Genomic DNA, 17,488 nt, shown 5'->3' on the forward strand with positions numbered 1-17,488 from the left:
ACGGTTAGCGATAGCGACGGCGCGCGTTTCTTTCACGTATCGCCTGTGCCTCTTCAATGGACACCACGCGACGACCTACAGGCCACAGCGCGATGATTGCCAGTTTGAAGTTGGCGATCCCGACAGGAATACCGATAATCGTTAGGCATTGCGCAATGCCGCTGGCAATGTGCGATATACACAGCCACCATCCGAAAAGAATAAACCAAAAGACATTAAGGACTGTCCCGCCAGCGCTCAATACGGCATTTTTACGCTCAGGCTCTACTTCATCGATGTGAACAGCCTCATTGCCGTAAGGGAACAGCGATAGCTTGTTGATTTCCCAGCATGATCGGGTCAGTGGCAATGTGAAAATCAGAACAATGCTGATTAGCGTTACAATAAACCATGCCAGCGTAGTGAAAAATCCACCCAGCACAAAATTAAGAATGTTCAATACGGCTCGCATTGTTGCTCCATGATGTCAGGCGTAGCGAAGGTCTCGTAAATAGGGCATCTATCATTACAAAATACAGACATCTCATGGCATTGCTTCGGCACACATCGCGTATGATGTCATCAGAAAGAATATTACATCAAGCGCGGGGATATCCTAACGTGTTTTAACACTGGAGAAGGGGTCTGTGTCGCAGATAAACTACCGAAAAGCCTTTTTTTTCATGGCGTAACGAAAATGGAACTGAAAGCAACCTCTTTAGGCAAACATCTGGCGCAACACCCCTACAATCGGGTGAAGCTGCTCAATGCGGGCGTTCAGGTGAGCGGTGAGAAACACGAGTATGTCATTCCCTTTAACCAGTTGCTGGATATTCAATGCAAGCGTGGGCTGGTATGGGGGGAACTGGAGTTTGCGCTACCAGAAAACCAGGTGGTGCGACTGCATGGCACCGAATGGCAGGAAACTCAGCAGTTCTACCGCTATCTGATGAAAATGTGGCGTCAATGGAGTGACGACATGAGCGCAGTGTGTGCCGACGCGTTACAGTGCCAGGTCACCGATATTGAGCAAATGGCGAACCATCATGGGTGGATTTCACATCAGGCTTTGACTGAGTTACAGGCAGACATCCGCGCAACGCTCTCTTCCTTGCCGTTGCCTGTCGCAAGGCTGGCGGGGTTTGTGAATTGTTGTAACAGCTACACCCTTTGTCAGCAGTGGCTCGCTGAGGGGGAGTTGTGCAGAACCGTCTGTAACCAAACTTGGATGGAGAAAACGCTCTCCTCAGAGCAGGCGTTTTTTGACGGCGTTGAAACTACTCCGCTTAATGTTTCGCAGTGTCGCGCCGTCATCAATGGTGAAGATTCCGTATTAGTGCTGGCGGGGGCGGGCAGTGGAAAAACGTCCGTATTAGTGGCGCACGCCGCCTGGTTGCTGCACCGAAACGAAGCGATGCCGGAACAAATCTTGTTACTTGCCTTTGGCCGCAAAGCCGCGCAGGAGATGAATGAACGTATACAGGCGTGCTTACACACCGACGCTGTACAGGCCAAAACATTCCATGCGCTGGCATTGCATATTATTCAGCACGCTACGCGCAAAGCACCGGTTATCAGCCGATTGGAAAGCAATGGCGCGCTACGACATGAACTGCTGATTAAAACCTGGCAGCAGCAGTGTGCGGAGAAGAAAGCGCAAGCCAAAGGATGGCGGGAGTGGCTGAGCGAGGAGATGGCGTGGGATGTGCCTGACGGCGAGTTCTGGCTAGATGCGCGTCTGGCAGCGCGGCTGAGTGGTCGTTTGGACCGCTGGCTCGGGCTAATGCGTATGCAGGGCGGGAGCCAAAATGACATGCTGGCGCTGGCGGATGATGAGCAGCGCCCGCGATTGCAACGTGGTTTACGCTTGATGGCCCCTTTGCTTAAGGCATGGAAAGCAGCATTGAAAGAAGAAGGCGCGGTGGACTTCTCTGGCCTGATCCATCAGGCGGTAAATTTGCTGGATAAAGGGCGCTTTATCAGTCCTTGGAAGCATATTCTGGTCGATGAGTTTCAGGATATTTCTCCCCAGCGTGCGCAATTGTTGGCCGCGCTGCGCAGGCAAAATCTGCGTACCCGCCTTTTTGCTGTCGGTGATGACTGGCAGGCGATTTACCGTTTCAGTGGCGCTGAACTGACGCTGACTACGGCATTTGAGCATCACTTTGGGCGCGGTGAGCGCTGTGCGCTGGATACGACCTATCGCTTTAACGATCGTATTGGGGAGATTGCCAATACCTTTGTGCAGCAGAATCCGCATCAGTTAAAGAAGCCTCTTAACAGCTTGCGCGCTGGCGATAAAAAAGCGGTCATGCTGCTGCCTGAAACACAGTTGGAAGCGTTGTTCGATAAGCTCAGCAGTTACGTCACGCCTGATGAGCGTATTCTTGTGCTGGCGCGTTATCACCATTTGCGGCCAGCCATGCTGGATAAAGCGAGTGTGAGATGGCCAAACCTGATTATTGAGTTTATGACAATCCATGCTAGCAAGGGGCAGCAGGCTGACTATGTGGTGATTGTGGGATTGAACGATGGCAAAGAAGGCTTCCCCGCCTTGCCGCGTGAAAGTTTGCTGGAGCAGGTCTTGTTACCCCAGCCGGAACCTTTTGCTGATGCGGAAGAACGTCGTTTACTTTATGTGGCGCTAACCCGTGCGAAACACCGGGTCTTGTTGCTCTACGATCGTGACGCACCGTCTGTCTTTGTTGAACAATTACAGCGTATCGGTGTGCCGCTTCAGAGGAAACCTTAATAATAGCGCTGCCAGCAACCGGGTAGCGCTGATGCGCCGCGTTACTTCAGACGCTCATTCAGATAGCGTTGGTAGTCAGGAATGGCGATCTCAACGGGCTGTTTAAAAAGGGCTGAGTTAACCAAAAAGTCAGCGGTGGAACGGTTGGTTGCGACCGGAATATTCCAGACGGTAGCCAAGCGAAGCAGAGCCTTGACGTCAGGATCGTGCGGAACCGCGTTCAGTGGGTCCCAAAAGAAGATCATAAGATCGATTTTTCCTTCCGAAATCAAGGCTCCGACTTGCTGGTCTCCGCCCATCTGGCCGCTCAGCATGCTCTTGACTGGAAGCGCGGTGGTGCGTTGGATCAGGTTCCCCGTGGTGCCTGTCGCGTAAAGGTGGTGTTCAGACAGCGTGTTCTTGTGAGTACTCACCCAATCCAGCAGAGCTTGCTTACAGTGGTCGTGCGCCACTAAAGCAATGTGCTTATGTTCAGGAATAGTACGGGTTGTGAGCTCCATGTTTACGTCCTTTCATCAGAATAATAAACACAGATTACGAGAACACTATTTCCCTGAAAAGATGTAGATGAAAAAAATGCGACTAACAACCAACGCATTGATGCAACTGCTGTTAAAATAATCAAAACAGCGGTGCGATTTTATTACTTGTCCTTTTCCTTTGCCCATTTGAGAAAGCGATCCTGCGTGTCTTTATCTGCCTGCCAAAACCAGTATTTGAGGATAAGAAAGAGATCAATGCTGTCCTGAGTATTGGCTGCATTATTTTCAGGCCAGGTTTTAGCGTTTTGCTTGGGCGACATAAAGGCGGTTATGGATGCATTTTTATTGGCGGCATTGTACTGTGCCAGAATGGGTTCCAGCTTGTGAGTGAGCTCATCATTGCTCAGTTCAAGCCTGTCAAGGTGTGCGCTGATAGGGTTATTGTGATTATCCACGAGCTGGTAGTGGGTATCGAGATCGAAACGCTCTCGGGCTTTTGGCGTGTCGAGTGCGGGCAACTGGATGGTAATGATGTCCTTATTACGCATATTGAATGCAGACAACAACAGCGGCGATGAATAAGTGCGTTTTTCACCGCCAGAGGAGGAAATAATTTTCACCACCCGAAACAGCACTTGGTGCTGACCATTGTCCAGTTCCAGGCTATCGGCACCTTTTAACAGTGAGCTGGACACTTTTTGCCCATCGACGGCAAGCAGTTCAATATCCTGGTGTAATTTTAGGGTGGTGGCAGAGCTGGCTATATTGCTCGTGACGAAGAAAAGCAGTACTAAAACACGGTACAATTTCATCAGCTTTCCTCCGGCATTATTTAACGCGCCATTGTTGAGTATTTGGCTAAATGTGTCAAAGTTTTCATTTTTTAACAGTTTTTATCGCTGTTATGATTTGCTCCCCTTGTGCGTTTACTGCTTTGTTTATCTGACAATTCTACGTTTGAGGATGCCAGATTGAATACCCGACTTGTCGGCAATGGAAGACAAAAATAAGGTGGCGCAGTGGTGTACACTGTAAAAGAGTGACTTTGTTGAATAATAGGTAATCATGCTGTTTTTCCATGCCAGTTTTGGTTGAAAATGCTTGTCATCTCAGGTGTACACTTTTCTCATGAGGCCTAACTGCATGATTTTACGTTGCGAGGATCCGTCGTTTCACTGGGCTGCCAGCATAAAATCTATTTATTCAACAAATCCTAAAAGAGTCCATGCAATACGAGGTAACAACAATGAAGGATGCAGAGATTAAATCGGTGTTGGAGAGGGTAAAAACGATTGCTTTGGTCGGTGCCAGTGAAAAAGTCTCTCGTCCCAGCTATGGTGTGATGGCATATTTATTAGAGCAAGGGTATGGCGTGATCCCCGTCAGCCCTAAATTGGCAGGGCAAGAACTCCATGGTCAACGGGTTTATGCGTCACTTGTCGATATTCCTGCCAAGGTGGACATGGTCGATGTCTTTCGCCAGTCAGAGGCCGCTTACGAGGTGGCTAAAGAAGCCATCGCCATTGGTGCAAAAGTGCTGTGGTTACAAATTGGCGTCATAAACGAGCAGGCGGCGATGTTGGCAAAAAATGCCGGACTGGAGGTGGTGATGGATCGCTGCCCGAAAATCGAGATTCCACGCCTGGGCCTCTCCAAGTAACAGGTCTGCACTTAATGCTGGCCATCGCGGCCGGCATTAATGCTGTAAGCGAGGCGCTCGCTGCTTGATCTCTTTAGCAAGCTCATCCAGAGAAGAGTGTCTGTTATTATCGGGCGCTTCTTGCATCAACTGAGCTTCCGCCAGATAGGTATGAATTGTACTAGCTCAGACCTGATCTGACAGTTACCCATTATTTATACAGGTGTCTGTCAGATTACATCTGGTTCAGATTCTTTTCTGCCCAGATCCGTTTTCCATCGAGTAAAGTGACCATCGGCGTACGCCCGCAGCACATTTTTCCCTGATGAGTTCGCTCATTATTGTAATGCCACAACCAGTTGTCCAGATCTACCTGCAGGCTTTCCAGGTCTCCATATAACTTCTTGCCGAACGTAACCTGATAAAAATCCTGCAAAATGGTTTTATGGAAGCGCTCGCAGATGCCGTTCGTCTGCGGAGACATCGCCTTCGTTTTCGTATGCTCGATATCGTTGATAGCCAGATAAAGCTGATAATCATGCTGCTCCACTTTACCACAGTACTCCGTACCCCTGTCGGTCAGTATTCTCAGCACCGGCAGTCCCTGAGCCTCGTAGAACGGGAGTACGCGATCATTGAGCAGGTCGGCGGCGGTGAGCGGTGTTTTATTTGTATACAGCTTGCAGTGCGCCACTTTCGAGTACGTATCCACGAACGTCTGCTGGTAGATACGGCCCACCCCCTTCAGATTGCCCACGTAGAAGGTGTCCTGCGAGCCCAGATACCCGGGATGTGCCGTCTCGATTTCACCGCAGGTCTCATCATCGTGCGCCTTCTTCTCCAGGGCTGCGATTTGAGCGTCGGTAAGGACAATGCCTTCTCTGGCGACCTTTTCCTCAAGCGCCTTCAGGCGTTTACGGAAGTTCTCCAGGTCGTGTCGTTGCCAGATGGAGCGCACGCCGCTGCCGGAGATAAACACGCCTTTTTTACGCAGCTCATTACTGGTCCGGTGCTGCCCATGGGGCGGGAACTCAATAGCATAATCAACAACCGTGCGTTCAGTGGTTTCGTCGGCGCGGTTCTTCAGGTTCGGAACCCGGCGGTTCTGGTTAACCAGCGCATCAATGCTGCCTTCAGCAGCCAGTTCCTGATAACGGTAAAATGTATCGCGTGACACGCCCATGCTCTTGCAGGCTTTTGATACGTTACCGAGTTCTTCGGCGAGATTGAGCAGGCCGACTTTGTGTTTGATAATGGGATTGTTAGTATGAAGCATGAGAGTTACCTCGCGTTTTGTTTAAGGATTAGACACCCATATCAAAACCGGTAACTCTCAACCTTTCAAGGTCCAGTGTCAGATCTAGTCGCGACTAATACATATGAATGGCTTGTCCTTGTTCATCTTCCATCACAACATGATACCAAGGTGAAGAGCGCAGCGTATCGTGGGCATCCAGTTCCTTCCACGCCGGGCTTACCAGCGAGTATTCAGGATCGATATCAATCACGACACTAGGGTATCCCAGCAGTTTATTACGAATCTGTTCTCCAATACCAAATTTACAGATAATCATAATGCCTGTATGAACGCCTCCCCGTTTGCAAGGCTTCCGTTGTTCTGACATTGACGAGTAGTTGCAGCTCTGTATCCGGCCTTGTTGCAGTCACAGTGCTGCGGGCCACTATGAGATTCGCTGACCTGAGCCTTATTCTCCTGACGGACTTTATGTCCAAGGAAATATTCAGGTTTATCAGGTCACGCTCTTATCGTCTTTGTCATCACTCTGGCCGCTATAGCAACCTTTCAGCATTCACCCTTCACCCTTTTTAAGAGTAAATAGTTATCGGTATCAGCGAGTAATAGGGCCTGATACTGACATGATTTTTGTCGTACTTACGCTCATGGGCGGCTAGCGCCCACACAGTTCGCGCCAGCTTGTTTGCCATCGCCACGATAGCCACACTGGTCGGACGCCGTTTTTTCAGTTCTGTTATCCATGGTCCCGGCTCTTTCGCCACTAATGAAGCAGCCCTTGCTCCGTGGATAAACAGCATTCGCAAATAAGTGTCACCGCGTTTGCTTATCCCCAGCAGGCGAACTTTCCCTTCTGAACCCGTTTGTTTCGGTACAAGACCGACATAAGCAGCGAACTCTCGCCCTGATTTAAACGCGGATGCTTCTCCCATGGTGGCAACCGCCGCTGTAGCGATTAATGGTCCCACACCGGGAATTTCCATCAGCCGCTTACAGGTTTCATTCTGTCTCGCCACATTGTTAAGCTGTTTTTCAAGGCCATCTATCAGCATGTCCAGCTCACTCAGTCTGTTGTACAGGTCTTCCAGCACGGTGATGAGATACGGCTGCAGCTTCGTTTTCAGCCGCTCCAGTGCAGCCGGTAGCTCCCTGTCCATCGCTGCCCGACCTTTATGGCATAGGTATCTACACATCATAAAGGGTTAAAAACCACCATAGCTAAGTGGGCAAGTTCTTCCGGGGTATAGTCTGCTAATAACGTCAAGGTATTTAGCAGGATGGATAGTCCGGCAAGCAGCGCTGGGGCGCTTTCTTTACGCCCTCGTTTTTGTTGTCGTCCGGATAATCGGCAAATTAACTGACGGCTGCCGCATTGTCGTCTCCTTCAGCGCGTTGCAGCCGCCATACCAGCACACATGCCATGCTAGCTATCAATAACCTGCGTAGCAGGGCACCAGCACTGCGCTGAAGCCATTTTTCTACATCATGACCGGCACCTTTTAGCAGCTTAAAAAAGGATTCAATACCCCAGCGCCAGTAATACCAGCGAGCGACTTCCGCGCTGGTGATCTCGTTGCTAACGTTTGTGAGCAGCGTCCAGCGTCCGATAAATTTACCGTGAGTATCGGTAAGGCGAACCACAACTAATCTGAGTGTCAGAGCTACGCCTAGCTGAACTTTCACTCGCCGTCCGGTGTTCTTGTCTTTCCGCTTCGGTTTTGCTGTTCGCGTTATGATCACGGATGTTTCCCCGATCTCCATATTGGCTTTTTTCCCTTTCCAGCCAACCTGTCCGTTTGCGATAAATGGCAGATCGTCTGCAATTTCACCAATTTTACGGGTGTCACCGCCCCACTCGGCCCGATGCCCTTCCTTTCCCCGGATAAGCCAACATATTCCCTGAGAGCTTAATGTGCGCATATGCCCGATAGAGTCACCTTCACGGTCAATGAGATGAACTAACTTCTTCCCGGTATCAAGAGACTCAACGCGGGCGATATCAGCCGTCAAAGCATCCATATGAGTCAGACTCTCAGACAAGCCCTCGGTTAGCGTTGAACGACAACCTGCCCTATCGGTTAGAGTTTGAGACAGGGGCGCTATTGGTAAACCATTTGCAGCATCAAGCAGTAGGCTGGTTTGTAGTTCATAACCGACGTCGCCACCATGCGTCATTTTCAAACGTTCTTCTTTCCCATTGTGGGTACGAAACTGTAAATGAGACCAGTCGTGAACAACGAGAGCGTATGGATGCGGGCTAAGTGCAACCTGCCGGAGAGCCAGCGAAATAATCGGTTCATTGAGCTGACTGAAGCTAATACGTTCATTATTAAAAAAACGCCAAACGGCCTGAGTAGTGGCGAATGTTGTTTTCTGCGCGCAGGTAAGGTCTTTAATGGCTGACGCCAATGGTGCTGTGGGAGTCATGTGTTGCTTAACCAGACGCTGATATAGCCAACCGACTTAAAAATGATTACCGCCAATGCCCTGATATGTGGCAAAAAATACAGCTAATTGTTATCAAAATAATGTCGCTTGGCTATAATGCCGGTTAAGGCGGGCATCAATCCCGCCGATGGATAAGTTGAGATCATGCAGCAACGTAATAGCAGATATTGGCTTTGTTGAATAAATAGAACTTTTGGGTAATCATCGGAGCAGATCAACACAGTTGTTTCAAAATCAGGTCTCCATGGCAAAACAAAATTTTAAAATCACCAACTTGCCCTCTTATAACAAGGCCCTCAAGCAGCGCTGTTCTCTAACCGTATGGCTAGATGAATCAGCCATTGCTGCATGGACGGAAAAAAACACTACTGAACGGCGTGGACAACCGCTCCACTACTCAGAATGGCCATCACCACAGTCCTGATGATGAAACGCGTGTTTGGCCTTTCATTGAGGGTTTTACAGGGCTTTGGTGACTCGATTTTTAAACTGATTAAATTGTCGCTCCATTGTCCAGACTATTCGCTGCTCAGCAAACGAGCAAAAACAGTGAACATCAGCATAAAAACGCCAACCCGTGGTGAAATCTCACATCTGGTCATTGATGGAACCGGCCTGAAGGTCTTTGGCGAAGGCGAATGGAAAGTCCGGCAGCATGGTGCCGACAGACGCAGGGTATGGCGTAAGCTGCACCTGGCAGTAGACAGTGTGACGCATGAGATTATCTGTGCGGATTTGTCGCTCAGTGGTACGACTGATGCCCAAGCTCTACCGGCGCTGATAAACCAGACCCACCGGAAAATCAGAGAGGCATCGGCTGACGGCGCTTAGGATACAGTTTACTGCTATGATGCTCTGCTGAGGAAGAAAATAAGGCCGCTTATCCCGCCACGAAGGGGGGCGCAATATTGGCAAGATCGCTACCACGAGCGTAACCACGCTGTTGCAAATCAGCGCATTAGCGGTAGTAACGATATCTGGAAAAAGAAAGTGGGCTATCACCGGCGCTCAGTGGCTGAAACGGCCATGTTCCGGTTCAAAAGGCTTCTGGGTGGTCATCTAAGTCTGAGAGACTACGATGGTCAGGTGGGTGAAGCCATGGTCAAAGCCCTTAACCTGATCACGCTATTAGGAATGTCGAACAGTATTCGCATCACGTAACAATCGACCCGTATGGGGCGCAGTCGTTACAAGTTCTGATTTATTCAACAAAGCCGCAGATATTGCAAAAGATCTGTAGATACCTATGATCACAAGGCGCGGCATACTCGGAAAACGACAGCCCATAGAAAAAAACCGCCCATACGCGACGCCAAACCCAAGAAACGGCGTTGATAGGTCAAATATTTAGTGGTTTTGTCGTTTCTTTATCCGTTTGACATTGCCATTTCCGGTTTAAAGTACATTTTATAGTAAACTGATTTGATTTCAGATTTTAACCTTCCATTTAATAAGGTCTCTTTCTTGGCAAAATCATTACTACGCAGCGGAAGTTTGGCCGATTTTTTTGCGCTGGGCGAAAATGGGCAACCGGTGTATGCATCGGCTCTTCAGCTGCGAGAAACTCTGCGTTTACGGCGACAACAAACCATCGCTGACTGTCTGGCCATTCCGCAACCGAATGAAACGGGCGATCGTCTTGACTGGTACGCTCCCGGCGAAGGAAAAGTCACCTCATGGATGGCCGCTGGCGAAGCGGAACGGGAGGCCGCGCTGGAGCAGCTGCAAACCTGCCTGACCACCGTTGCAGCATTAAGTGAACGTGCGTTGGCATCAGACAGTGCGGTGCAGCAACGATTTGGTGCCCTGCTCGCCAAGGCGTTCCAATTCCCCGCCGCAAATTACGTTTATCTGCTCGGTGGCCGCCCCGTCATCACCTTTTGGGGTTTTATTAATCTTGACCAAAAACCTCGAACCGACGCCTTAGAGTGTCTGCGCGAAGCCTTACCGGTCATCACGGCACAACCGCTGGTCGATCCGATTGCACCGCCCATTCCACAACCCAACGCTGCCGCCGTCTATGCAGAAACGTCGTCGTTACCGGTTGAGCCAGAAAACGAGCCCGAAGAAGCACCCAAGGTGGCGATTCCTGCCATGCCACCGATGGCATCAAGGAAATCCGCATTGCGTCGCTGGTGGTGGGTTGCACCGGGAGTGTCACTCGCGGGTGCGCTGGTGTGGCAATTCCGCGCTGGCGTGCCTAGTAAACCGATAACCTCAGAACCGGTGGTTGCGCATACACCTGAAAAACGTGTGCTGCCTGCCACAGACAAAACCAAGGAAGCTGAAGTCATCGCACAAAACGCCACACAGATAGCCCCACCGCCTGTTGCTGCTGAAACACCGCCAGAAGCCGAAAAAGCGCCCGTGGTTGCACATCCAGAAGCAGCGCCGGTGGCGGCACAGAAAGCCGCCCCTGCACCGAGCACGCCACCGGTTGAAACGGTGGTTGCAGAAACCAAACCGGTAGACAAAAATGCACTGGTGATGCCGATATTATCGGTCAAGCTGGGAAAAACCGATTTCTTGAACGGCACCTGGCGCGTGACGGCCGATATAAAAACCCCCACCATTGGCAAACCAGCCCGCCTGCGTTATCAACTCAAAGATGGTCAGGGTACGGTGCGCCTCACTCACGGTGAAGGTGTCACTTGCCGCGCCAACGTCACTGCCGGATTGATGCAATCGGGCAATCTGATTATCAACAGCCGGGTGAAAGCACGCTGTAGCGATGGTTCACGCTATCAAATGCCAGAAATTGTTTGTTCTCAGGGGGCCAACGGCCCGGCTGAGTGCTCATGCCGTTATGACGACGACAACCTGATCCCTTTGACTTTCAAGCGTGAGAGCGAATAACCTTATGCTGGCCACGATTACGGACTATAAACAAAAGATCACGCTCATCCAGGACAGCGGTCTGCAATTTCTGGATTTTGCGCTTAAACCCGCTATCGATGCGCAAGGCCCGGGCAAGTTCGTCCGCAAGACGGCAAACGGCCCGCTGCTGCGCCTGATCCTCAATGAGGAGAACGGCAAATATCTCCTGCCTGCGCCGCTGGGATCAGTGCCAGAAGTGGTACGCCCTGAATCTAGCTTCTCGCTGGGCCAATCGCTGCTGCTACTGAGTAATGTCTGGCTGCCGCTCCCGTTTATGCGCTTCAACCCACCGCGTACCTTTATTGGCGGCCCGGATAACTGGGCACGTATGAAGGTCGTGCCCCTGCCAAGATCTGATCAGGACGGCAATACTCACCGTATCTGCATCGTTTTCGATACCAAAGTCTATCCTGACGGCAATGAGAACGAGCTGCTCGCTCCGACTGAAAGCGACATTACTGCCGGTTTGAAGTTTGCGCTGGCATATCACAGTGAAGAGTTGGGGGAGTTTCTCGATTTAACCTGGGTCGATGGCTGGCTGCGCGAAGTCTTTACTCACCATGCCACCGAGCGTGAACAGCGCAGTGAAGCGGAACAACGCACCGCATTGCGTGGTTTTGAGTATCAGGCGCACTACCTGAACCTACTGGATATGCTGGGCAAGCAATTGCGGATCCCGGAAATCACCCTGGTTGCAGGCACACGTCAAGAGCCGGATATCGCCGTTGACCTGATTCTGGATGTGGGCAACTCGCACACCTGCGGCATTCTGGTCGAAGACCATCCGGAGGAGCATAACGGGCTAAGCCAGAGTTATGAGTTGCAATTGCGCGATCTGGAACAGCCGCATCAGATCTACAATGAGATGTTTGAAAGCCGCATCGAATTTGCGCATGCGCAGTTTGGCAAGCCCAATTTCTCCTTGGAAAGTGGCCGCGAAGACGCCTTTCTCTGGCCTTCCATCGTGCGCGTTGGCCGAGAAGCCAGCCGTATGGCGCTGGCGCGACTCGGCACCGAAGGTTCCAGCGGGCTCTCCAGCCCACGCCGCTATCTGTGGGATGAAGAGAGCTACACCCCCGGTTGGCGATTCAGCAAAACCGTTGGCAACGCCGCGCTCGAGCCGCACGCCATCGCCGCACCGTTCACACATTTGATCAATGACGAAGGCCAGCCGCTTTTTACTGTGCCGTTCGACGATCGTCTTCCGGTATTTTCCGCACAATATAGCCGCAGCTCGCTGATGACGCTGATGCTGTGTGAACTGCTGGCACAGTCGTTGAGCCAGATGAACAGTGCGGCACAGCGCGCCAAAATGATGAATGACAGCGCACCGCGCCGCCTGCGTAACATCATTCTGACGCTACCCTCCGCCATGCCAAAACCTGAGCGCGAGATTTTCCGACGTCGCATGCAAGAAGCCATTGGTCTGGTCTGGAAAGCGATGGGATGGCACCCGACTGATGATGGCTTCAATACGGAACAAGAGAAAGCGGCCAGTCGTTTCCCCGCGCCTGACGTGCAAATGGAGTGGGATGAAGCCACCTGCGGCCAGATGGTCTATCTCTACAACGAAAGTCAGGTCAATTTTGGTGGCAACACCAAAGCCTTTTTCGCGAGCCAGGCGCGGCCAGACCGGGTGCGCGATGCCGATGAACAGCCGGGACAAACTCTGCGCGTTGCATCGATTGATATCGGCGGTGGTACCACAGATCTCGCGGTAACGCAGTATACGCTGGATGACAGTATCGGCAGTAACGTCAAAATCAGCCCATTGCTGATGTTCCGCGAAGGTTTCAAAGTGGAGGGCGACGATATCTTGCTGGATATGATCCAGCTCTACGTGCTGCCTGCACTGCATGCATCACTGAAGAAAGCCGGGATCGCCACGCCGGACAGCCTGATGGACAAGCTGTTTGGTAACGCGGGCAGAATGGATGGTCAATCAACCCTGCGTCAGCAGTCCACCTTGCAAATTCTGATGCCGATTGGGCGTGCGATCCTTGAAGCCTATGAAGGATTCGATCCACTTGACATGAGTGCCGAACTGGAAGCCAGCTTTGGTGAGCTGCTGCCACAGCGCCCGACCGGCAAGGTACTGGACTATTTGAACGGCGAAATCCAGCGTGAACAACCGGCGGGTGCTGCCGCGTTTGATATCCTGCACACGCCGCTTATCGTTCGGCTGAGCAAGTTACACGGCGAGTTCTTATCCAACCGCATCAGTATCACGCAAAATTTGCGTTCACTGTGCGAGGTGGTGGCACTCTATGATTGTGATGTGTTGCTGCTTACCGGCCGCCCGTCGCGTTTCCCCGGCATACAGGCACTGTTCCGTTACCTTCAGCCGTTGCCCATCAGCCGTATAGTGTCACTGGATGGCTACCACACCAGCGATTGGTATCCGTTCAATAAATTCGGCCGTATCGAGAACCCAAAATCCACCGCGGCAGTCGGCGCCATGCTGTGCCTGTTGGCTCTGGACCTGCGCCTGCCGGGCTTTTATTTTAAAGCGAGTGATTTTGAACCCTACTCCACTATCCGCTATTTCGGCATGATCGATACCAACCAACAGTTAACGCAGGATAACCTTTATTACAGCGATATCGATCTGGATGCCGCCGATTTTGAATTGGATAAACGCGGCTACTTCTCGGTGCGCGGCGGTATTGTGCTTGGTTTCCGTCAGTTGGATAACGAGCGCTGGCCCGCTACGCCGCTTTACACGCTGACCATTATCGATCAACCACTGGCCCGCAAGCTTGCGGGTGACAGCGTATTGCATCTGCGTTTGGCGGTCGCGCGCGAGGCGGGGCAACCTACGCCAGAACGTTTCGACATCGCCGACGCCACGCTACAAGATGGCAGCAAGGTTCCACTTCACTATCTGCGGCTGCGGCTTAACACGCTGGCTGACAGCGCTTCCGGCGCAACACACTACTGGATCGACAGCGGGAGCGTATTCAGCAAATGAGAGCACTGACGCCAAAACAACTTTCGACCCGGTTAACCACGCAGCTGACTGCCGCATCAGAAGGTATCGAGCAGGCCATTGAGTGGGTAGAGAACAACCGACCCCGCTCACTGCGTTTGGAGATGGAAGCCGATACGCTAACCATCAAACTACGCCGTCATCGTAACAAGGCACAACTGCTGGCAGACAGCGCTGGAAAAGAGATGGCCATCGGGCTGTTCGGTCAGGCACAGGAAGTCAAAACCTACCTGATTTCCGCATTAGCCGCAGGTGAAAATGGTCGATTGGAGAGCGATCTCGGCGCCCATACCCTGGACTATCAGGCACATATTAATCCTGAAAACCAACTCGCCGGACTGGTAACCCGCTTTACCCGTCAGCCAGGCGTGAAAAACACTACCTATCCGCTTCAATTGCTGTTGTTAAGCGAAGCGGACATCGTCAATATTCTGGCACAAGCGTATTTGTCCACGACCGTTGCGCCTCCGTCTCCCCGTAGTTTGGCCGAAGATGAACAGCAACTCGTCGAGCAGATGGCGCTGCTGGAGATGCATCGTCAGCCCGAGACAATCCCGGGATTCAGCAGTGATGAAGTCATTGCCCTGTGGGACAGCCTAGCGCGTCACGATGCCAAACGGCAAAAATGCCTTGAGATCCACTTCTGGCCAGCCGCTATCGCCCTTACCCCAACGTTGACTATTGACGATCGGGCGAGCTTATTCTCAGTGTTGTGGCAAGGCAAAGAAGAGTACACGGCGACCTATCGCCAGTTTGCGCATACGCTACAGCGCCTGAATTACAGCTATAAAGTGCTGGCACCGCTCAGCGTACTGGTCGATGACGTCTTGCTGCCTACCGATGGCATCATGAACCTCTCAACCGTCGCCTACCTCAATACTTCGTCCGATCCCAGCGTACATGTGCGCCCAGTCATCAATAATCGGGCCAGCAAACCGGTTGAGCTTTCTCTGGCGGAGCTGGCTTTCCTCGCCGTTGAACTGGTGGTGACGCTACAGTCACCGACGCGTGAGCCGCTGTTTGAGCGAGTTGATCTGCTTGATATTCCGGGCTTCAATCCGCTCAGCAACGTACACGTCGCTTCCAGTAGCGATCGCGAGCACGGCGCAGTGCAACGTTATCCGGTGCTGATAAAAAACCTGCTGCAAGCCAAGGCCAGCTATTTACTGGAACGGTACACCGAGCAGCACGCCATCAATCTGTTGATGATCTGCACGGCGGTAGATCGGCGCGCTGATGTCAAAGCAGTCGGTAAAGCGCTCGACTACTGGGTGAAACAGAGGCAGGGGGAAACCGCACAGCAGCGTAGTCAGCATAAACCCGGCTTGATTTGGGCGGTAACCAAATTCGATCAGCGTGTCATACACAACACCCACTACGATGAAGGCGTTCAACGTTACGTGGGTAATCCGGGAGAATCCTGGGGAACCATGCTGGCAACGGACGAACGCGGTGTAAAACGCATGGCGAACTGGCTGAATACCGAAGTCAAACGGGAAAACAAGCTGGCGCGACTGTCAGAACAATTGCATGACATGCAAAATGAACTGTTCGAGCACATCCTCGGCGGCTGGTACCAGTCTGACAGTGAAATTTCGGCGATGAGAAAGCAGAAAGTGGCCGAATCCGTGTTGAAATCACTCCAGACGCGACCGGGCGTACACGGCGAATTGCTGGAGCGCATGTTGCCGACACGGGATGAGTTGCGCCGTCTTTACCAACAGCAGCGTCAATCCGGCGTTAGCCATGTCACCCATCCGGCCCTGGATAACATTAGTGCCATGACCAACGCCGATCCTTTTGGCATCGTTATGGATATCGATTTATTCAGCGACACACCGCTGGATTTGACACAGACTGATGAGTCCCAAGCCCCGAGCGATGTGGATACCAATGCGGTCTTTGCCAGTCAGGTCTTGCGCTTTTGGATAAACCATATGCGCAACTTGCCAGACAACGCACCGCTGGTTGAATTGCTCGGGTTGAGTAAACCGACGCTGGAAATGCTAATGGAAGAAGTCATCACCGCTGGCTTGCGTCAAGGCATCAATCAGGCGCTACACGCGACGCTGAACCAGGACGATCACCCCAGCGCCTATACGGACAATGAGATCAACAGTCAGGTTTCTCGCGCCCTGACGGTACTCGGCGATTATATCGCTTGGTTAGGCTTCCAGAAAATGCCCGAGGAACAGCGCCCTGAAAGCCGCATCAACCGTGGACGTAAAATCTTCGCCAAGCCGGAAAAACAGGCTGTCAGTTGGGGTAGTGCCAAGCGATTGACCAAGTTGTCACTCACACCGACCAACAATACGGCATTTTACGTGTATGACTGGCTGGTTGGGCTCAATACCCTGATTCTGCAAAATGCCGGGCATTCAGCCGGGGGCGAACTGGATGCTGAACAGCGCAAACAGTTGGGTGCCATTTTGCAAATTTTCAAGCCCCCCCGAGTTATGCTCATTTCTGGTGTACGGGGTTTCGGGGAGGGTGGCGTATCCTGCTGATTGATTTCGTGGATGATTTCAAAATGGCGATTATTCCGTGCATGCTCATTCATCACTTTACACAGGCGTTCTATCGCGTTCAGATTCGGACTGTAAGGCGGTAAATAGTGAAGCTCTATGTTCACGACAAAGGCCCAATCCTTAATCAATTGGGTTCGGTGATAACCCGCACCGTCCAGTATTACATGGATTCTCTGTCGGTAATCAGGGTAACGTTTGCGTATCTCAATGAAAAAACGAGCAATGTTGTAGTCATTAATTGTTTTGTAATCGTGAATAACCGTACCGCCGATATCACTCAGATTCAGCGCACCCAGTATATTCAGACGGGTTCGACTTCCCGTTGTTTTAACTGACTTTTTATGCCCTTTTCGTATCCATCCATAACTGAGCTTTGTGGCTTGTGTCGGATGAACCGCATCGATAAACAGAATCGGCTCATTGCCGGCTGTTTTCTTTAAATTCTCATAATATTCAATGAAATGCTTCTGATTTTCTTCACTGAATTTATGGGGGACGCCCGCCGGTTTTTTGTAGGAGAAACCGGCTTTGTTGAATAA

10 protein-coding genes and 5 pseudogenes are annotated in these 17,488 nt (G+C 51.5%); 6 read left to right on the top strand and 9 right to left on the bottom strand.

Annotated elements, in window-relative coordinates:
• Positions 1-4: 4 nt before the first annotated feature.
• A complete protein-coding gene (locus tag ACD630_RS13820; RefSeq protein WP_430359381.1) occupies positions 5-451 on the bottom strand; it encodes a YccF domain-containing protein in 447 nt (148 codons plus the stop codon).
• 225 nt (positions 452-676) lie between these two features.
• Between ACD630_RS13820 and helD the strand changes: the two genes are divergently transcribed.
• Positions 677-2,731 (top strand): DNA helicase IV, encoded by a 2,055-nt coding sequence (gene helD / locus ACD630_RS13825; protein WP_430359382.1) that lies wholly within the window; start codon positions 677-679, stop codon positions 2,729-2,731.
• A gap of 41 nt (positions 2,732-2,772) precedes the next feature.
• On the opposite strand, the gene ACD630_RS13830 is transcribed toward helD, so the two are convergent.
• Both ACD630_RS13830 and ACD630_RS13835 read right to left on the bottom strand, forming a co-directional pair.
• Positions 2,773-3,231, bottom strand: a complete 459-nt coding sequence (locus tag ACD630_RS13830) for a methylglyoxal synthase (RefSeq protein WP_430359383.1) — start codon at positions 3,229-3,231, stop codon at positions 2,773-2,775.
• 143 nt (positions 3,232-3,374) lie between these two features.
• Positions 3,375-4,025, bottom strand: a complete 651-nt coding sequence (locus tag ACD630_RS13835) for a DUF2057 family protein (RefSeq protein WP_430359384.1) — start codon at positions 4,023-4,025, stop codon at positions 3,375-3,377.
• A 434-nt stretch (positions 4,026-4,459) separates the two neighbouring features.
• Here ACD630_RS13835 and ACD630_RS13840 point away from each other — a divergent pair, with 434 nt between their 5' ends.
• Positions 4,460-4,873: a CoA-binding protein gene (locus tag ACD630_RS13840; protein WP_430359385.1), complete on the top strand. Its 414-nt coding sequence runs from the start codon at positions 4,460-4,462 to the stop codon at positions 4,871-4,873.
• A 36-nt stretch (positions 4,874-4,909) separates the two neighbouring features.
• Here the strand turns inward: ACD630_RS13840 and ACD630_RS13845 are convergent.
• From ACD630_RS13845 to ACD630_RS13865, 5 genes and pseudogenes are all read right to left on the bottom strand, one after another.
• Positions 4,910-5,029, bottom strand: a pseudogene (locus tag ACD630_RS13845) (heat shock protein HspQ); the annotation flags it as partial.
• 58 nt (positions 5,030-5,087) lie between these two features.
• The gene (locus ACD630_RS13850; RefSeq protein WP_430359386.1) at positions 5,088-6,128 is read right to left on the bottom strand and encodes an IS481 family transposase; all 1,041 of its coding nucleotides are present in this window, start codon (positions 6,126-6,128) and stop codon (positions 5,088-5,090) included.
• A 97-nt stretch (positions 6,129-6,225) separates the two neighbouring features.
• Positions 6,226-6,426 (bottom strand): annotated as a pseudogene (hspQ, locus tag ACD630_RS13855) (heat shock protein HspQ); the annotation flags it as partial.
• A 253-nt stretch (positions 6,427-6,679) separates the two neighbouring features.
• Positions 6,680-7,282 (bottom strand): annotated as a pseudogene (locus tag ACD630_RS13860) (IS110 family transposase); the annotation flags it as partial.
• A gap of 178 nt (positions 7,283-7,460) precedes the next feature.
• Positions 7,461-8,534 (bottom strand): transposase, encoded by a 1,074-nt coding sequence (locus tag ACD630_RS13865; RefSeq protein WP_430359387.1) that lies wholly within the window; start codon positions 8,532-8,534, stop codon positions 7,461-7,463.
• Positions 8,535-8,799: 265 nt separating this feature from the next.
• Between ACD630_RS13865 and ACD630_RS13870 the strand changes: the two are divergent.
• From ACD630_RS13870 to ACD630_RS13885, 4 genes and pseudogenes are all read left to right on the top strand, one after another.
• Positions 8,800-9,716, top strand: a pseudogene (locus ACD630_RS13870) (IS5 family transposase).
• Positions 9,717-9,977: 261 nt separating this feature from the next.
• Positions 9,978-11,411 carry an SrfA family protein gene (locus tag ACD630_RS13875; protein WP_430359388.1) on the top strand — a complete coding sequence of 478 codons (1,434 nt, stop codon included), beginning with the start codon at positions 9,978-9,980 and terminating at the stop codon, positions 11,409-11,411.
• Between the two features lie 4 nt (positions 11,412-11,415).
• The gene (locus tag ACD630_RS13880; RefSeq protein WP_430359389.1) at positions 11,416-14,403 is read left to right on the top strand and encodes a virulence factor SrfB; all 2,988 of its coding nucleotides are present in this window, start codon (positions 11,416-11,418) and stop codon (positions 14,401-14,403) included.
• The gene (locus ACD630_RS13885) at positions 14,400-16,928 is read left to right on the top strand and encodes a virulence factor SrfC family protein (protein WP_430359390.1); all 2,529 of its coding nucleotides are present in this window, start codon (positions 14,400-14,402) and stop codon (positions 16,926-16,928) included. The genes ACD630_RS13880 and ACD630_RS13885 overlap by 4 nt, the downstream gene beginning before the upstream one ends.
• Positions 16,929-16,933: 5 nt before the next feature.
• Here ACD630_RS13885 and ACD630_RS13890 read toward each other — a convergent pair.
• A pseudogene (locus tag ACD630_RS13890) lies at positions 16,934-17,479 on the bottom strand (IS630 family transposase); the annotation flags it as partial.
• Between the last annotated feature and the right edge of the window lie 9 nt (positions 17,480-17,488).

This window comes from Symbiopectobacterium sp. RP, assembly GCF_050472005.1.
GTDB lineage: Bacteria > Pseudomonadota > Gammaproteobacteria > Enterobacterales > Enterobacteriaceae > Symbiopectobacterium.

What these genes read in the sequence shown, in the direction of transcription:
- ACD630_RS13820 (WP_430359381.1), bottom strand. Translation starts at nt 451, where the DNA reads ATGCGAGCCGTATTGAACATTCTTAATTTTGTGCTGGGTGGATTTTTC.
- helD (WP_430359382.1), top strand. Translation starts at nt 677, where the DNA reads ATGGAACTGAAAGCAACCTCTTTAGGCAAACATCTGGCGCAACACCCC.
- ACD630_RS13830 (WP_430359383.1), bottom strand. Translation starts at nt 3,231, where the DNA reads ATGGAGCTCACAACCCGTACTATTCCTGAACATAAGCACATTGCTTTA.
- ACD630_RS13835 (WP_430359384.1), bottom strand. Translation starts at nt 4,025, where the DNA reads ATGAAATTGTACCGTGTTTTAGTACTGCTTTTCTTCGTCACGAGCAAT.
- ACD630_RS13840 (WP_430359385.1), top strand. Translation starts at nt 4,460, where the DNA reads ATGAAGGATGCAGAGATTAAATCGGTGTTGGAGAGGGTAAAAACGATT.
- ACD630_RS13850 (WP_430359386.1), bottom strand. Translation starts at nt 6,128, where the DNA reads ATGCTTCATACTAACAATCCCATTATCAAACACAAAGTCGGCCTGCTC.
- ACD630_RS13865 (WP_430359387.1), bottom strand. Translation starts at nt 8,534, where the DNA reads ATGACTCCCACAGCACCATTGGCGTCAGCCATTAAAGACCTTACCTGC.
- ACD630_RS13880 (WP_430359389.1), top strand. Translation starts at nt 11,416, where the DNA reads ATGCTGGCCACGATTACGGACTATAAACAAAAGATCACGCTCATCCAG.
- ACD630_RS13885 (WP_430359390.1), top strand. Translation starts at nt 14,400, where the DNA reads ATGAGAGCACTGACGCCAAAACAACTTTCGACCCGGTTAACCACGCAG.